The following is a 14,036-nucleotide window of genomic DNA, read 5'->3' on the forward strand; positions in this document are numbered from 1 at the left end:
GAATCCAATATTATATGGGATTCCTTTTGTATTAATGTACAGAAATTTATTATCATTAAATTTCGAGATAGATATTAAAATATTCAGGATAAAGTAGTTTTTAAAAAGATATATTTTGTAAAGGTTGTTAAAATTAGTCCTAACAGATAATAATGTTTGGAGGAATAGATTTGCTAGAATGTAAATTCTGCTTTGTAGAAGGAACAGTAAATGATGGCGACTTTGATTTAGATCAGCGTGACATAGGATATTGGTGTAATACATGTGAAGGTTTTAATTATATTAATGAAGATCAAGAGAAGCATAAATTTATTCTTATTATGGAAGACAAATTTAAAAATAAAACCACTATTAATAAACCTAAAATAAAATTTAATAAACGCTTATCAGTTTACCGTTATCCAGGAGGAAAAAGTAAGCTAATAGAATACTTATATTCATTCATACAGAAGAACAAAGCAAAAAAACTTATATCTCCATATTCGGGGGGAGCTAGCTTTGAGTTAGCTATGTTAGATGCTGGTATAGTTGAAACTATACATTTAAATGATTTAGATACGGGAGTGTTCTCATTTTGGTGGCTTGTAAAATACATGCCTTTTGCATTAATTCATCGTTTAGAATCTACAGTCCCTACACATAAACAATATTTTGAAGCTCAAAATTTAATTAAATCCGACTATGAGGGAGCAGATTTAGTAGAGGCTGCATGGGCGTCATTGTTAGTAAATAGACTAGCCTATAGCGGTATTTATAAAGCAAATCCACTTGGAGGACGGAATGGAAACACAAAGAGCTTACTTTCACGTTGGAATACTGATAACTTAATAGAGAGAATTAAATACATTCATTCATTATCTGAAAAAATTACAATAACTCAGGAAAATGCCCTAGCTTTAATAGAAAGAGAGTATTGGGAGGATGGAATTTTGTTTATTGACCCGCCTTACTACAAAAAAGGAAAAGATTTGTATCATTGTTATTATAATGAGCAAGATCATATTGAGCTAAGCATCTTACTTCAAAATTTACATATGTGTTTTCCAGGTAGTGATATAATTATGACATATGATTATAATAAATTTATAAATAATTTATATGAACATCCTGATAAGAGGATAATTGGTCGAAATTACTCAGCATAAATAACTTATAATCTATATATTAAATTTATAAATATAATAATATGGGAGAGAAACATCTATGATAAAAGTTACTCGAGGCTATATGTATAATCCGGAGGAAAGTACAGTTCTAATAAACGAAATATATTATGAAGCAGCTACAGGAAATAAACTAAGTAGTAAAATGGATACAATAAATTATATAGAACTGTCCGAGAATATAAGAGTGCAAATAGAGGAAGTAGATTCTAAATCGTATCAAGAAGAGATTATTATGAATGAGGAAGATGGAAAAGTTTATATAAATGAAATTAATAAGTACGGTAAACCGAAAAAGTTATATGCAACATATCGATGAAGTGTACACGAAAAACTAACTATACAGGTAAGACAATGTATAGTTTATAAGGGAAAAAGCCATACATAGAGAAAAGCTACTTATTTCATCATAGGTAGCTTTTTTATTATCTTATATATATGACTCATCTATTTTTCGGCATAAAAAAACACGATACGTTAATATCGCGCTTTTCATGCTATTAAAATGAAAGTCTTACAGACAATGGTTCTATAACGTTTGTGTTGTAAGCCGAAAAATAAATAACCTATAAAGTACCTTATTTTATCATTTCATTCGTTCTTCAATTTTAAGTGTCGGGAAGTAATCACCGATCTCATTTGTTTCCTTTTCGTTACGATTCATACTAACACTTCCTACATTAGCATATGTAACAGTTAATGTTTGCCAACCCTCATGTTTGAGTAACTCATCTGCAAGTTGACTATAGCCATTAACAGCCATATCCTTGGTAGGAAATAGTCCGTTGGGTGCTAATGCAATAGTTGCCTTTATTTCACCATTTTTAACAGAAACATTACTTAATTTGTCATCTTTTCCAATAGAATAATACTCAATAATTTCTTTCACTTTATCAACTGTAAGTTGCTGTTGTGATTGTTCTACTGTTGATTCCTCTTCAGTGCCAGCTACCTCAGTTTTTACTACTTGCTCAGACGTTTGTGTTTGAGTATCTTTAGTCGCCGTATCTTTTTCTTGCTCCGAAGGTTGTGTTTCGGTAGTTTCAGGTTCAGCTCTTGTTTCTGATTCTGTTGCTGTATCTCCTTGTCGGGATAATTTATCAACACCTTCTTCAGAAGTGCCTGTAGTTTTTCCGTCTCTAATATCTACGATTTTTCCAGCTGCATCAACATACATGTCTGTCGCTTTATTAAATTGTTCAATAGCATCTTTCCATTCGCTACCTTTTGTATCCGACATTCCTTTTAATAATTTGGATATAGACGACTCATATTCATCCATAGACTTAATTAGTTGCTTCTGTTGATATTCATACTTACTATCAGGTACTAGCTCCTTAAAACCCTTAATTACCTCTTTCAATTCCATAAGCGCTTCTTTATACTCTTTTTGTGATGAAGTTAGTGATTGGTCACCCTTTTGTATTTTGGTCATTTTACTAACTGCTTTTGATATAGCCTCTACTTGCGTTAAAAAGTCCTTTTCATACTTTGTTTCATCTTTCGTGTTTCCACAACCACTAACAAATAAAATAAGTGGTAGTAAAAAAATAACAAACTTAAGTCTTAACATGTTGCAAAACACCTTACTTTCTCGTTTTTATTCTTATTCATTTTATTCCAAACCAACTTACTCTTTTTGAAGATAAATAAATACTGGTTTAGTAAAAGCAGTATTTAAATGCATTTGATTAGGCTAATAATCTTAACATCTCTTTTTTTGTATATTTGATTTGAATAATATTATAATTATAACATTCACTTTTTCTTTTAGTTTGTTTTTTAGTATATGAAATGAAAGAAAAAACACTATCTGTAAACATAACGTAATTATGGTTAACTTATTTGGTTAAAAATGTATATTTATCTAAATGATGGAGAAATATAATGTTTATAATCAGGAGGTGTTAGTAATGAACTTACGTGAAACAAATAATAATAATGATATTCTTTTACCAGCAGCAGCGAGTGCTATTGAACAGATGAAATATGAAATAGCAAGAGAATTTGGAGTAACATTAGGGCCAGATGCAACAGCGAGAGCAAATGGATCTGTTGGTGGAGAAATAACTAAACGCTTAGTTCGTATGGCAGAAGAGCAACTTTCAGGTCAATACAAATCACATTAATTTAAAAAAAGACATTACCTGGTATAAGGTGATGTCTTTTTTTATATAAATAAGACTGCAATTACTTTAACAGAATATTCAATTTTATATTTATAAAATTGTAAAATTCTCCCAATTAGTTATATGTATGATATGCTTATATTGTAATATATAACACATAAGGAGGGTTTATTATGAAAAAGAAAAGATTGGTAACGTCTGTTTTATCATTAGCTTTAGCTGCTAGTGTAGTATTCCCATCATTTGCAAGTGCGGAGTATAACGACATTGGTTCAGTAACAGTAATAGGTGATAAAGAGGCTACATCTGGATTTAAAGTTAATCCTGGCTATGGTTATATTAAACTATGGTTTGAAAATAAAGGTCAAAGTAAAGTATTAGTAACAGTAAAAAATGCCAATACCGGAAAAAAATACTTCACTTATGAACTAGCAAAAGATGAAAAATATACTTGGAGAAGTGTAGAGAAATGGCCAGGAGGATCTGTAGCATCAGGTAATTATGTGATTACATATCGAGATGGTAATAGTGGTAATGTTAAAGTTAATTTTGCAGGATTTTCTTCTAACGACGAAGACGAAGGACGCAGAGGATAACTTAGTTATAAAATATTATTTATATTTTGTTAAGATGATTTCAGTACAATTCTGAAATCATCTTTTTATATTTTCTATTAAAATAGTATAGTTTCCATATTAAGAATAATTTAATTAATATTAAGTTATTAAAAATAAAAACTAGTAATTTAATATTTAATAATAGAGAAACCCTGTAAAAAGCGTTCATTCTTACAGGGTTTCTCTATTAATGAATTTTAAAAAACATTTATCTATTTTTAAACATATAGAATATTTATTTTATAACTATATTTATTTTTTTGAAAGTACTAATCTAATAATAGTGATATAATTTAATAAAATTCTAAAAATATATTAACGAAACCAGATATTTATAGTTGAATATAAATCATCATTCACATTGTTTTTACGAGTGTTAAAATGATGATTCATTATGAAATATTTACATAACAAATACAACATTATGTCTTTTCATTTGTTGCTTAGATTACTTATGGCTGTATTTATTAAAAAGGAGGAAATGATTATGGAAGAGTATGAGGGTCTTAATTCTATAAAAGGATCATGGAAAAGTTTTTTTATAAATTTGACTATAGGTACCGTTACAGTTTTATTAGTTGGGTTAGGTATTAGGTATGCTCATGGAATAACTGAAAAAGAAGAAAATCAGAAAAAAATAAAAGTTGAACAGACTAGAAGTAACGTAAACAATACAGAGGAAAAAGTTGCAAAAGAATTAAATAGGGATAGATAAAATTTTCAAAACAGAGTAGATATTTGCATTGTCAAATTAAAAGTTGTTGTGTGAATGTAAAGGAGCTGGGGAAATGGGAGAAAAGAAATTCGAATTGAATGAAGAGCAAAAATCTGTATTACTGAAGGCTTTAAAGGATATACACTTTGCTAATGCTCAATTACGTGAATGGGTTAGTAAAGATTCGCTTTCAGTCGAAATGTCAAAAAAACTTCCAGCACTGATAGAAAGCTATTTTAGTGAAGCATCAGAAGTGCTAAATTATGAATCCTATTTGTTGGAAGAAAAAGAAAAACGATATGTTGAGATTAAAAAGGCCAATCAAACGATACATGAGTTACAGATTAAATTAGGTTCTGAAAAACCTATTGATGGTTTAAAAGAACAATTGAAATTTCTTTCTGAAATCGTAAGAGATTGGTGGAACAACGAAGGATTTAATCATGTGAATGAAATAAAATATTATCCCTATGGCGAAATGAGAGTGGAATTTTGTTTTATGCTAGAACACTATCGTATTCATAGTAAAACTCCCGTAGCAGATAAAAGAAGTCGAGCGGGACACATTCAGTATCTACGTGATCAGGGATTTGAATTTGCCGATTTCGAAAAAGGAAGTAGTGAAAAACTGAACTTAATTGACAATCATCAAAATCGTACATTACTTTTAGAGATGCTTACAGAACGTTTTCCTTCTATTGAAGTGCATAGTTTTAGCAATCATAGCAGTTACTCTAACAAAGAAGTTTTTATTATAAGGCATATAGATGCTTCAATTTGTAATCTAGCCGATATATAATATCGGTGAAATTTAACAACCATTAAATTAATATTGTTTAATTGATTTTAAAATTTATAAAGAAAAAGGAGGGTTATTTGCATGTGGAAAATCAAGATGAACAGAATTGTTTGGTTATTAAAATCTATTGCCACGATAGGGTTATGGTTATATGTATTACCTGAATTACTGAATCCTAGAAACGTTCCTTTTAGGTTTCTTTTAGATTTATCTTCATCTGACCTTGGAGAGTCATATTTGGATATTTTATTATTTTGCTTTCTATATGTGATTTATTTTATTTTTGTAGTATTCATAGCACATAAGGTAATTTGGTTTAAAACACTTACACAGAAAGATCAAAATGAAAAATCGGGAATTTTATAAAAAGAGAAAGCAAATCAAATTTATTTACAAGAAAGACTATTAAAACCGTTGATAAAATAAAAATTAAGAAAGTAGTAACAAAATATTAGATGCTTAATCACATACAACTTTAGATTTTGTATCAAACGAAGAGAGGAGTATTTTATGGGAGTATCTTGGAGATATTTTAGAGAATATCAAATTGTAGAACATGAAGAAAATGATTTTGATGAAATGATAAGGTATTTTGATGATGGAAATTTGATTTTGACTTACATAACTAGTGGAACATTAAGGACTGTATTCGAAAATTATGGAATACATATACCAATATATAATCAATATGAGCCACCAAACTTAAAGATATTAGAATTAGTTTCTCCAAATAAAATATTTCATGCTTGTGAGGATGCCATAAAAATTCTAAAAGAAGGAATTAACCCAGAATTTGAGGGTTTTGATGGAGAAAAAAATTTGTTATGGGAAATGGATGATCTTGATGGACGGAATGGTGGAAGCAGAACAATAGTGGAATTAAATGAAAGGATAATTGATAAATTAGAGTACATAAAATCCATTTCTAATCGGGGATACTATTTTATTGAAAATGATGATTGAATATACAGTTTTCAAGAATCACTTGCGAGAAATAAAAAATTAGAACAAGGTGTTGTTACAATATGCAATTTGATAAAAGAGAGAAACTAAATACTAAAGAAGCTGCAAAACAACTAAACATTGCTGAATCTACTCTGCACAAGTATGTTAAAGATGAGTTAATAAAACCTGTTTATGATGATTGGAAACAAGATGGTAGCCGTCTGTTTTATGTTGATGATATTGAACGTCTTGCGGAAGCAATAAAGAAACCTAAGGGTATTACAATTTCTGAACTAGCAAAAAAGGTAGGTAAAACAAAAACATATATACAAAAACATATTAAACTAGGTAATTTGTCAGCAGAAAAAATAGTTTATAGGGGTAAACAAACATTCTTGATAGATAGTGCAGAGGCAAAGAAATTCATTGAAAAAGTAAATGTAGGAAGTAGCTCAAGACATTTTATCAATATTGATGGGAAAGATTATTTTTTATATCAATTATTAGTAAATAGAATTACAAATAACACAGCTCGTATTATAGATATTGAAATAGGGAAAGTTTTGACCGATTGTAATGAAGTTAAAGAATTAGAGACTATATTAAATGAGGGTTATCATCCAAAAGTTAAAATTGAAAAGGGAAGAGGATTTACAACTAAAAAAGTTGTGACATTCACATTTCCACTTCCGCAAAATTTTGATGACACATTTTATAATGTAATTGATTGGTTGTATGCTAATATAAATGGAAGTAATATAACAATAAATATTAAAGAAGAAAAAATATTAGTTACTATAAAACCAATTACAATTTCTACACAAATTTATAATTGTCAGCAAGAAATAAACTTACTGAAGAAGTTTATTTCAGAAGGTAATATAAGTATTAGAGATGAAAAAATAATCCTTACAAGCGAATGGGATGGAGTATCTTTTAATTTAAGACATTTTGAAAAAGAGCATTTAAAAAAGTGGGCGAGAAAAAAAGGCATTTCAATGGAGCAATTATGTGAAGATCTAATCAGAGAAAGCCTAAGTAAAATGGAAACGGAAGAATAAATTTAATCTTTTAGAATTAAGGGCCAATAATTAATTGGTCTTTTTTTATAATTTATATTGGTTTTAAAATTAATTAACTTTATCGTGTTCATAAAATTCTAATCCTATTAACATTCCTATGCGTGAATATTCATAATATTTCTATGATATAATTTGATTGTAAATACTAGGAAAAGAAGGGATGGTATGACACAAATAAAAGTTACGCCTGAACAATTAGAACAGGCAGCTAAAACAGTACAAAATACTAGAAACACCCTAGAATACATACATAAAGATTTAAGCAATCAAACAGAATATATCGCTTCACAATGGAGTGGTGCAACAAGTGATCGTTTTTATCAAATGTTTAACGATACAAAGCCAAAAATGTTTTCTGTCCTTCAAACATTAGATAATATTGCTGAACAACTCTTACATTCTGCTAATAAATTTCGAACTGCAGATCAACTCTATGGAGGGAATTTGGCGGGAAATGAAGATGTAAACAACACCAATTCTTCAGAGAAAAATACAGAAGTTGATATGGGAAAAGTAACTAGAGATCTAGCAGGAGAACTGACAGGAGAATATGATTTGAGGCGTGTCATAGAAGGTGTTGACCCTGATACGGGAGAAAAACTTTCATGGTGGGAGCGTAGCCTAGCTGGAGTAATGGTGGTAGGTGGTATTACGCCTATCGGGAAAGGTGTTAAGATTCTCAAATCTGGGAAAAAAGTTGCAAATGCTTTAGATGCTGCAGCACAATTAGAAAAGAGAAGAGAGATCCTAGCAAAAAATACGAAGGCTGGAGATGTTTTTGAAAAAGAAATGGAAGCAATTATTCGTAAAGAAAAGGTACAATCTGAATTAAATAATCAAGTTACGATTATGACAAAATCAGGAGTTCGAACACGTTTAGATATAGCAGGAAAAGATATTGATGGTAAAATAGATTTAATAGAGTTGAAATCATCACCTACTGCACCTCTTACTAAAAATCAGAAAAAAGCTTTTCCAGAAATTGAAGAGAGTGGAGCAGTAGTTAGAAGCAGAAGTAAGCCACCTTTCGAATATCTTGAAGAAATCCCACCAACTAAAGTTAAAGTGATACGAAAAAATGACTAGGAGGTTTTTTATATGGCACTGCATGACATAGATCAAGTAGATTTAATTTCGCTAGATAATGAAAATAAAGATATAGTATATTTAACTATTTTTGATGCATTAGATTGGGAAGAAGAACATGAGCATGCATTACTTTTACAAGAAAAGATAAATAGATACCTTGCATTTATTGAAAGTGGAGAAATATATGAAACAACTCCTGAAACAATAGGTAAAGATAAATTTGTAATACAGGTATATGCGCTACACGAATGTAATGAATATGGTGGAGAATTTTATACTTTAGTTCGTGAACATTTACATGGTGCAGGTTATGGGCTACAATTCAATTTCCAGCCAATGGAATCTATTGAAAGCAATACAGAAAAATGAAAACAAAGACTATATAGCTTAATGTTGAAGATAGCTTTAAAAATACAAAAAGGACCTCTAATTTGCGTTAGGTCCTTTTGTATTTTGATTATTTAACAGCTACTTTTAATTCTTTTCCGGCTTTGAAAGCAGGGACTTTTGAAGCGGCAATATGCATTTCTTCACCTGTTTGTGGGTTGCGTCCTGTACGTGCAGCGCGTTCACGTACTTCAAATGTTCCGAATCCGATTAGCTGTACTTTTTCACCATTCATAAGTGCCTCAGTAATAGTATCTAATACAGCTTGTGTTGCTGCAGAGGCATCTTTTTGAGTTAGTTCAGTATGCTCTGCTACATGTTTAATTAATGCTGTCTTGTTCATTTTACACACTCCTTAATAACTATACGAAAAGAAATTATAAAGGAATAAATAATATGCCGCAAGAGATATTTTAAAGAATCCATAAGAATTATGATTACATTTGTATATAAATATAAAACATGATAAATTTAAAGTAGGACTCAAAATAGATTCCTTAATCTAACTACCTATCTATTAAAAACACACACCCATTTATTTAATAAAGGTGTGTGTTTTTTTGTAATTTAAGTAGTAGGATAAAAGAAATGATAGCATATACAAAGTGGAACAATATAAATAGGGAAGAAATCATTCTTCCCTTTGAATTAGCATCTATTCTGTGTACATTAAAATAGGGTATCAACCACCATGATCTCCATGTTCCATCATCATAATAACAGGTGTCACTGATTCATTGTTGCCCTTGTCAGAGGAAATACCTGTTGTCAAAGTTAAAGCCGTTAAAACGCCCATTAATCCTAATACTAGTTTTTTCATTTTAAAGACTCCCTTTCTTTGATTTTTTGTCTTGTCTTCGAGGCTAGATAAAAGTATTCACTTGATTTAATATGATTTCCTTCTTCATAGAATTTAACAGCCAGATACTCTTGGCTTTCTTCTATGTACTCATATAGTGATTCGTCTTCAAAGTAAGATATTCCTTCAAGTGCAGTCTTTTCTAAATCCCCTCCAGAGACATTTGAGATAAGGCATTTTAAAATTGCAAATAGGTGTTTGTATTCGCTATTTCCTAATTCAACACAAATACTATACCCTTTGTCAGCTAAATCTTTTGCAATATCAAGTTCATCTAACTTGTAATGCTCTCTAGCTTGCAAGAATAAAGCTTTATGGTGTCTAGGATTATAAGTAGTCACTTCAGATAAATATCTGATTGCTAATGGAGATAAGTTCTGACTAGAATACATATATCCTAAGTTATGTCTAACCATTAGGGTATACTTTTCTTCATCAAGCTTCTTGAAAATATCCATTGCTTTAATAAGATGTTCTTCTGATAAAGCCCATTCTCTTAGCTTTGTACACGCAGTTCCTAGAAGGTTCTCGCAGAATCCAACATTTCGTTCATAACTTTCATGTTTCTCAAAAATCTCTTTTGCCTTTGTAGTATATTTAACCGAGTTAAGTGCTTCGTATATGTCATAGTGGAAAGCGCCTAGCTTGTAGTAAAACTCAGCTTTCTCAATTTCATCTGGGACTAATTCAAGCAGAGCTTCAGCTTTATCGAAATGCTCTTTTGCAATTGTGTAGTTACCAATACCAGAAGCATGAATAGCTTTAAAGAAATGGTAGTAATAAGTTAAAAAGTTGTTTGTTGGAATCTCAAACGCTTCAACCTTATCAAAGCTATTTGCAGAGACACCTAAATTATCTACAATGTATTGGAAGCGGAAGTCTAGAAGAGAGTAATATAATAGTAGATTCTGATCTTCTGTTATGTTATTTATCTTCTTATCAATCTCTTCCTTTAACCTATGCGCTTGACCAATCCTTCTTGCACGGATTTCTATATACCATTCATTTAAAAGTTGTGTAATCTTCTCGTTCCCCTTAACTGAAACGTTCATAGTATCCTCCTCATCCCATATATATGTTATATCTTAATAAATATCATAACAGAAATTAGATAAGACTAAATCCATCATATACCATTTCTCAATAAAAAACAAAAAATTCAGTTAATTAGCGATAGTAGTCCTATTTATATATGTTTTAAGGGCTACCGTAAAATGATAACTACCAGATCTAATAAAAGTATAGTACAAAAAGGAAGACTTACTTAATTTTAATGTTTTATATGATTTAGTAAAATAGATGAATTTCACGATTTCATAGGATATAATTGGGGTTTGACCGAGATAGATGTATTATCGGCTGAAACCCATTTATTATTTGTTAATAAGGAGCAGGTAAATGATTGAAGACTTAAAGAGTAAAAAAGAATTTCATGAAGTAAAAAAACTAAAATATGAGCGTATTCATAAATTGTATTTTCCATTTTTGTGGGGTGTTGCATTAGTATATTTTCTTTATTTTATGTTTGTTGATAATTCGATATCATTATATATGGTTATTTCTTTCGTGATAGGCTTAATTTTATGGGGGTTAGGTTTATATATTATATATAAAATTGTTTATCATATTAGAGAAATTGAGAAAATAGTGGATTTTGAAGTGTTAAATACTATGGAAGAAAATGAGTTTTTAAGTTCAGGAAGAAAAGAGAGATATATTAAAGATTATAATGCAGCTAAAGATTCTCTCGAAAGAATTACGATTTATGCTAAATTTATGCTTGAAGTTAAAGAGAGGCAAGAAGAATTATAGGATGATTCTAATGTTTTGGGGATAAGATAGAGAATTGCTTTAACTAATAAGGAGACTTATAATAAGTACATAAAACATTTAAATTTTAACTTACACCAATAAAAAACGTTCTTTTGGAACTATGATTCATAAAGGTATTTACCTTATGAGAATTAGGATCAAAAGGACGTTTTTTTATGTGGAAAATGGGAGGAATAGATACTAATTGGATTTATATTAGCGTTTATGTAACCTGCTGAGTTATTAAGATTAAGGGAGACATTAAAAAATTATTTTAGGAAACAACTTGAATTTTGTTAAGAGGAGAGGGATTGAAATGATAGTTAAAAAGGCTGGTAGAAGAAGGGGCGGAGATTTATTCAGAAGTGTAAATAGTACTCAAGCACTTTCAGTATCCCATCAAACATATAGCTACAATTCTCCTAAAATAACATTAGAATGTGAAAAGTTATCTCAGATGGAGTTAAAAAAACTTAGTGGTGAAGTGAAAATTTATAAGCTAGTTGATAAAAATAATGATAAGTAAGGGAGAATAGGAAATGTATAACAAGATCGTTGAATATGATGTTAAAAATCCTTTTGGAGACATGAATGAATACAAATTAATAAAAGAAATTGAACCCACAAAAAATGATTTGCTACATAGCACTTTTATTATTAACGGGAAGACATACAGAGGACGTGCATGCTGTCCTGACGAGGGGATTCTTGCAGTTGAAGCAATTCAACTAATTGATAAACCAGAATACGATATAAGAAGTGTAGGTGGTTTAAAATGTCCGTATTGTCAGTTTGTAGAGGTGGATTCATTTGAATTAGATGAACATGAAGGTCCTACTACAGTGTGTGGATGTTGCAATTCAAGAATTATTTATGTAAGGAATGTAGTTATGAACACTTTAGGTGAATGTAAGGAAGTTATTTATTATTCATCTCCATTTAAATTTAAAGAACCTATAAAATTTTGACATGTTAGTTTAAATATATTCCTATATATGATTATCCTGGGAGCATTATTAATATTCTCTCCTATGTTTATAACTATTATGAAGACAGATATGCCCTGGTATATAATTCTATTAAATTCTTTGTTTTACCTAGCTATATAGTAGTATTAGTAGGGTCATATTTTGTGTTTTGTGAAAAATAATTATAAATTATCATGAGGAATTAAATTCTTAACCGATTTTTTTTTAGAGGTTAAGGAGAGGGAAATGCCTATATTTTGGGATAAGATAGAGAATTGCTTTAACTAATAAGGAGACTTATAATAAGTACATAAACATTTAAATTTTAATTTTAACTTACACCAATAAAAAACGTTCTTTTGGAACTATGAATCATAAAGGTATTTACCTTATGAGAATTAGGACCAAAAGGACGTTTTTTTTTACGTAAAAAATGGGAGGAATATATTAATGTTAGGACTAAACAATAAAGGGAATGCTACATTAGCAAGTAATAAGGATAACAGAAACGAGAAATATCATTTTGAATTTGCACCGGAATTAAATGATATCTGTTGTAATATAACCTCTCAATGTAGGTTAATATTAAAAAGAAATTTTACAGAATATCAAATTGATAATGTTTTAGTTCCAGAGATAAAGAAGAAATTTTGGAAGGTAGCACTTCAATATGGAACAGGTGTGAGATTTTTAAGAAATAGGTTGGAATGTGGGAGATTAAATTATTTGAACAATGAGTTCGAAATTAATGCTTTTAAAAGTGAAGATTATATTAAGGACGGCATTTTAATTAGAGGAATAACTTATCATATAAGAATAGAAGAAAAACAAAGAATTCCATTTCAATTTACATGCAATCCTAAAGAAGATGATGTTACTTGGACGAAGCTTACTAAACTATATAAAGACTGGTGTACTTCTTTTGATGTGCAAATGGTATCTGAGAATGAATTACGACGTATTAAAGAGAGTTTTTTATTTATGTATTTGGAGAAAGATCTTATTAACTTTATTTCAAAAATCTTTAAAGCGGATGAGATATCTGCCAATAATTTTTATAATTATATTACTTCTATTGAGAATAAAAATGGATTATTTCTATCAGTAGATCATTTAAAACTATTAAATCAATTGAGAATTAAACTATATAATATGAAATTTGAATCTAAATTGAAATATAATAAAGACTTAATGATATTTGAAAAGGTATGCTATGTGGATACCTATGCATTAAAAACATTAAAGGTATTTATTAAACAACATGTACCAACAATCGGATTAGCAATTGATTACGCCCATCAGATAGCATATATCTATGGTGAAGTATTAATCAATATAGAAAATGATGAACACGAAATTGTAGAGGATTTCTTCTTTTATTGGTTTTTTAAAATTAATAAAAGATATTTAAATAATAAAGTTATTGATTTATAGTATAAAAAAGCAACTGCACTAAATAAAGTGCAGTTGC

19 protein-coding genes are annotated in these 14,036 nt (G+C 29.6%); 15 read left to right on the plus strand and 4 right to left on the minus strand.

Annotated elements, in window-relative coordinates; all coding sequences use genetic code 11:
• Positions 1 to 170 precede the first annotated feature (170 nt).
• Positions 171 to 1,145 carry a DNA adenine methylase gene (locus tag BCG9842_RS27710; RefSeq protein WP_000888601.1) on the plus strand — a complete coding sequence of 325 codons (975 nt, stop codon included), beginning with the start codon at positions 171 to 173 and terminating at the stop codon, positions 1,143 to 1,145.
• A 58-nt stretch (positions 1,146 to 1,203) separates the two neighbouring features.
• A complete protein-coding gene (locus BCG9842_RS27715) occupies positions 1,204 to 1,482 on the plus strand; it encodes a hypothetical protein (protein WP_000598776.1) in 279 nt (92 codons plus the stop codon).
• Positions 1,483 to 1,749: 267 nt separating this feature from the next.
• Here the strand turns inward: BCG9842_RS27715 and BCG9842_RS27720 are convergent, their stop codons facing one another.
• Entirely contained in the window at positions 1,750 to 2,736 is a 987-nt protein-coding gene (locus tag BCG9842_RS27720; RefSeq protein ID WP_000944984.1) for a hypothetical protein, read from the minus strand.
• 340 nt (positions 2,737 to 3,076) lie between these two features.
• On the opposite strand from BCG9842_RS27720, the gene BCG9842_RS27725 reads away from it, so the two are divergent.
• From BCG9842_RS27725 to BCG9842_RS27765, 9 genes are all read left to right on the plus strand, one after another.
• On the plus strand, positions 3,077 to 3,292 hold the full coding sequence (locus tag BCG9842_RS27725; protein WP_001053436.1) for an alpha/beta-type small acid-soluble spore protein: 216 nt from the start codon (positions 3,077 to 3,079) through the stop codon (positions 3,290 to 3,292).
• Positions 3,293 to 3,465: 173 nt separating this feature from the next.
• Positions 3,466 to 3,888 carry a hypothetical protein gene (locus BCG9842_RS27730; RefSeq protein ID WP_000730234.1) on the plus strand — a complete coding sequence of 141 codons (423 nt, stop codon included), beginning with the start codon at positions 3,466 to 3,468 and terminating at the stop codon, positions 3,886 to 3,888.
• A 508-nt stretch (positions 3,889 to 4,396) separates the two neighbouring features.
• Positions 4,397 to 4,624, plus strand: coding sequence for a hypothetical protein (locus BCG9842_RS27735; RefSeq protein ID WP_012614879.1), 228 nt, complete (start codon positions 4,397 to 4,399; stop codon positions 4,622 to 4,624).
• Positions 4,625 to 4,697: 73 nt separating this feature from the next.
• Positions 4,698 to 5,423, plus strand: a complete 726-nt coding sequence (locus BCG9842_RS27740; protein ID WP_000504126.1) for a hypothetical protein — start codon at positions 4,698 to 4,700, stop codon at positions 5,421 to 5,423.
• A gap of 81 nt (positions 5,424 to 5,504) precedes the next feature.
• The gene (locus BCG9842_RS27745) at positions 5,505 to 5,789 is read left to right on the plus strand and encodes a hypothetical protein (RefSeq protein WP_000265490.1); all 285 of its coding nucleotides are present in this window, start codon (positions 5,505 to 5,507) and stop codon (positions 5,787 to 5,789) included.
• 144 nt (positions 5,790 to 5,933) lie between these two features.
• A complete protein-coding gene (locus BCG9842_RS27750; RefSeq protein ID WP_000539212.1) occupies positions 5,934 to 6,386 on the plus strand; it encodes a hypothetical protein in 453 nt (150 codons plus the stop codon).
• 62 nt (positions 6,387 to 6,448) lie between these two features.
• On the plus strand, positions 6,449 to 7,429 hold the full coding sequence (locus tag BCG9842_RS27755) for a helix-turn-helix domain-containing protein (protein WP_001159018.1): 981 nt from the start codon (positions 6,449 to 6,451) through the stop codon (positions 7,427 to 7,429).
• A 186-nt stretch (positions 7,430 to 7,615) separates the two neighbouring features.
• Entirely contained in the window at positions 7,616 to 8,536 is a 921-nt protein-coding gene (locus BCG9842_RS27760; protein ID WP_000192124.1) for a WXG100 family type VII secretion target, read from the plus strand.
• 12 nt (positions 8,537 to 8,548) lie between these two features.
• Positions 8,549 to 8,908 carry a DUF6572 domain-containing protein gene (locus BCG9842_RS27765; RefSeq protein WP_001173687.1) on the plus strand — a complete coding sequence of 120 codons (360 nt, stop codon included), beginning with the start codon at positions 8,549 to 8,551 and terminating at the stop codon, positions 8,906 to 8,908.
• Between the two features lie 88 nt (positions 8,909 to 8,996).
• Here BCG9842_RS27765 and BCG9842_RS27770 read toward each other — a convergent pair whose 3' ends face one another.
• From BCG9842_RS27770 to BCG9842_RS27775, 3 genes are all read right to left on the minus strand, one after another.
• Positions 8,997 to 9,269: an HU family DNA-binding protein gene (locus BCG9842_RS27770; RefSeq protein WP_001043842.1), complete on the minus strand. Its 273-nt coding sequence runs from the start codon at positions 9,267 to 9,269 to the stop codon at positions 8,997 to 8,999.
• A gap of 339 nt (positions 9,270 to 9,608) precedes the next feature.
• On the minus strand, positions 9,609 to 9,746 hold the full coding sequence (locus tag BCG9842_RS31480) for a hypothetical protein (protein ID WP_000737575.1): 138 nt from the start codon (positions 9,744 to 9,746) through the stop codon (positions 9,609 to 9,611).
• Entirely contained in the window at positions 9,743 to 10,837 is a 1,095-nt protein-coding gene (locus BCG9842_RS27775) for a Rap family tetratricopeptide repeat protein (protein WP_001103225.1), read from the minus strand. Before BCG9842_RS27775 ends, BCG9842_RS31480 begins: the two co-directional genes overlap by 4 nt.
• A gap of 346 nt (positions 10,838 to 11,183) precedes the next feature.
• On the opposite strand from BCG9842_RS27775, the gene BCG9842_RS27780 reads away from it, so the two are divergent.
• The 4 genes from BCG9842_RS27780 (at position 11,184) to BCG9842_RS27795 (ending at position 13,999) form a co-directional block, all read left to right on the plus strand.
• On the plus strand, positions 11,184 to 11,597 hold the full coding sequence (locus BCG9842_RS27780) for a DUF5392 family protein (protein ID WP_000568729.1): 414 nt from the start codon (positions 11,184 to 11,186) through the stop codon (positions 11,595 to 11,597).
• A gap of 316 nt (positions 11,598 to 11,913) precedes the next feature.
• Positions 11,914 to 12,123: a hypothetical protein gene (locus BCG9842_RS27785; RefSeq protein ID WP_000635883.1), complete on the plus strand. Its 210-nt coding sequence runs from the start codon at positions 11,914 to 11,916 to the stop codon at positions 12,121 to 12,123.
• A 13-nt stretch (positions 12,124 to 12,136) separates the two neighbouring features.
• Positions 12,137 to 12,565, plus strand: coding sequence for a hypothetical protein (locus BCG9842_RS27790; RefSeq protein ID WP_000282394.1), 429 nt, complete (start codon positions 12,137 to 12,139; stop codon positions 12,563 to 12,565).
• A gap of 450 nt (positions 12,566 to 13,015) precedes the next feature.
• Positions 13,016 to 13,999, plus strand: coding sequence for a hypothetical protein (locus BCG9842_RS27795; protein ID WP_000901163.1), 984 nt, complete (start codon positions 13,016 to 13,018; stop codon positions 13,997 to 13,999).
• The last annotated feature ends 37 nt before the right edge of the window (positions 14,000 to 14,036 follow it).

The organism is Bacillus cereus G9842, assembly GCF_000021305.1.
GTDB lineage: Bacteria > Bacillota > Bacilli > Bacillales > Bacillaceae_G > Bacillus_A > Bacillus_A thuringiensis_S.

Bases quoted from the DNA above. Each gene is read 5' to 3' on its own strand.
- BCG9842_RS27715 (WP_000598776.1), top strand. From the start codon at position 1,204: ATGATAAAAGTTACTCGAGGCTATATGTATAATCCGGAGGAAAGTACA.
- BCG9842_RS27720 (WP_000944984.1), bottom strand. From the start codon at position 2,736: ATGTTAAGACTTAAGTTTGTTATTTTTTTACTACCACTTATTTTATTT.
- BCG9842_RS27725 (WP_001053436.1), top strand. From the start codon at position 3,077: ATGAACTTACGTGAAACAAATAATAATAATGATATTCTTTTACCAGCA.
- BCG9842_RS27730 (WP_000730234.1), top strand. From the start codon at position 3,466: ATGAAAAAGAAAAGATTGGTAACGTCTGTTTTATCATTAGCTTTAGCT.
- BCG9842_RS27735 (WP_012614879.1), top strand. From the start codon at position 4,397: ATGGAAGAGTATGAGGGTCTTAATTCTATAAAAGGATCATGGAAAAGT.
- BCG9842_RS27740 (WP_000504126.1), top strand. From the start codon at position 4,698: ATGGGAGAAAAGAAATTCGAATTGAATGAAGAGCAAAAATCTGTATTA.
- BCG9842_RS27745 (WP_000265490.1), top strand. From the start codon at position 5,505: ATGTGGAAAATCAAGATGAACAGAATTGTTTGGTTATTAAAATCTATT.
- BCG9842_RS27750 (WP_000539212.1), top strand. From the start codon at position 5,934: ATGGGAGTATCTTGGAGATATTTTAGAGAATATCAAATTGTAGAACAT.
- BCG9842_RS27755 (WP_001159018.1), top strand. From the start codon at position 6,449: ATGCAATTTGATAAAAGAGAGAAACTAAATACTAAAGAAGCTGCAAAA.
- BCG9842_RS27760 (WP_000192124.1), top strand. From the start codon at position 7,616: ATGACACAAATAAAAGTTACGCCTGAACAATTAGAACAGGCAGCTAAA.
- BCG9842_RS27765 (WP_001173687.1), top strand. From the start codon at position 8,549: ATGGCACTGCATGACATAGATCAAGTAGATTTAATTTCGCTAGATAAT.
- BCG9842_RS27770 (WP_001043842.1), bottom strand. From the start codon at position 9,269: ATGAACAAGACAGCATTAATTAAACATGTAGCAGAGCATACTGAACTA.
- BCG9842_RS31480 (WP_000737575.1), bottom strand. From the start codon at position 9,746: ATGAAAAAACTAGTATTAGGATTAATGGGCGTTTTAACGGCTTTAACT.
- BCG9842_RS27775 (WP_001103225.1), bottom strand. From the start codon at position 10,837: ATGAACGTTTCAGTTAAGGGGAACGAGAAGATTACACAACTTTTAAAT.
- BCG9842_RS27780 (WP_000568729.1), top strand. From the start codon at position 11,184: ATGATTGAAGACTTAAAGAGTAAAAAAGAATTTCATGAAGTAAAAAAA.
- BCG9842_RS27785 (WP_000635883.1), top strand. From the start codon at position 11,914: ATGATAGTTAAAAAGGCTGGTAGAAGAAGGGGCGGAGATTTATTCAGA.
- BCG9842_RS27790 (WP_000282394.1), top strand. From the start codon at position 12,137: ATGTATAACAAGATCGTTGAATATGATGTTAAAAATCCTTTTGGAGAC.
- BCG9842_RS27795 (WP_000901163.1), top strand. From the start codon at position 13,016: ATGTTAGGACTAAACAATAAAGGGAATGCTACATTAGCAAGTAATAAG.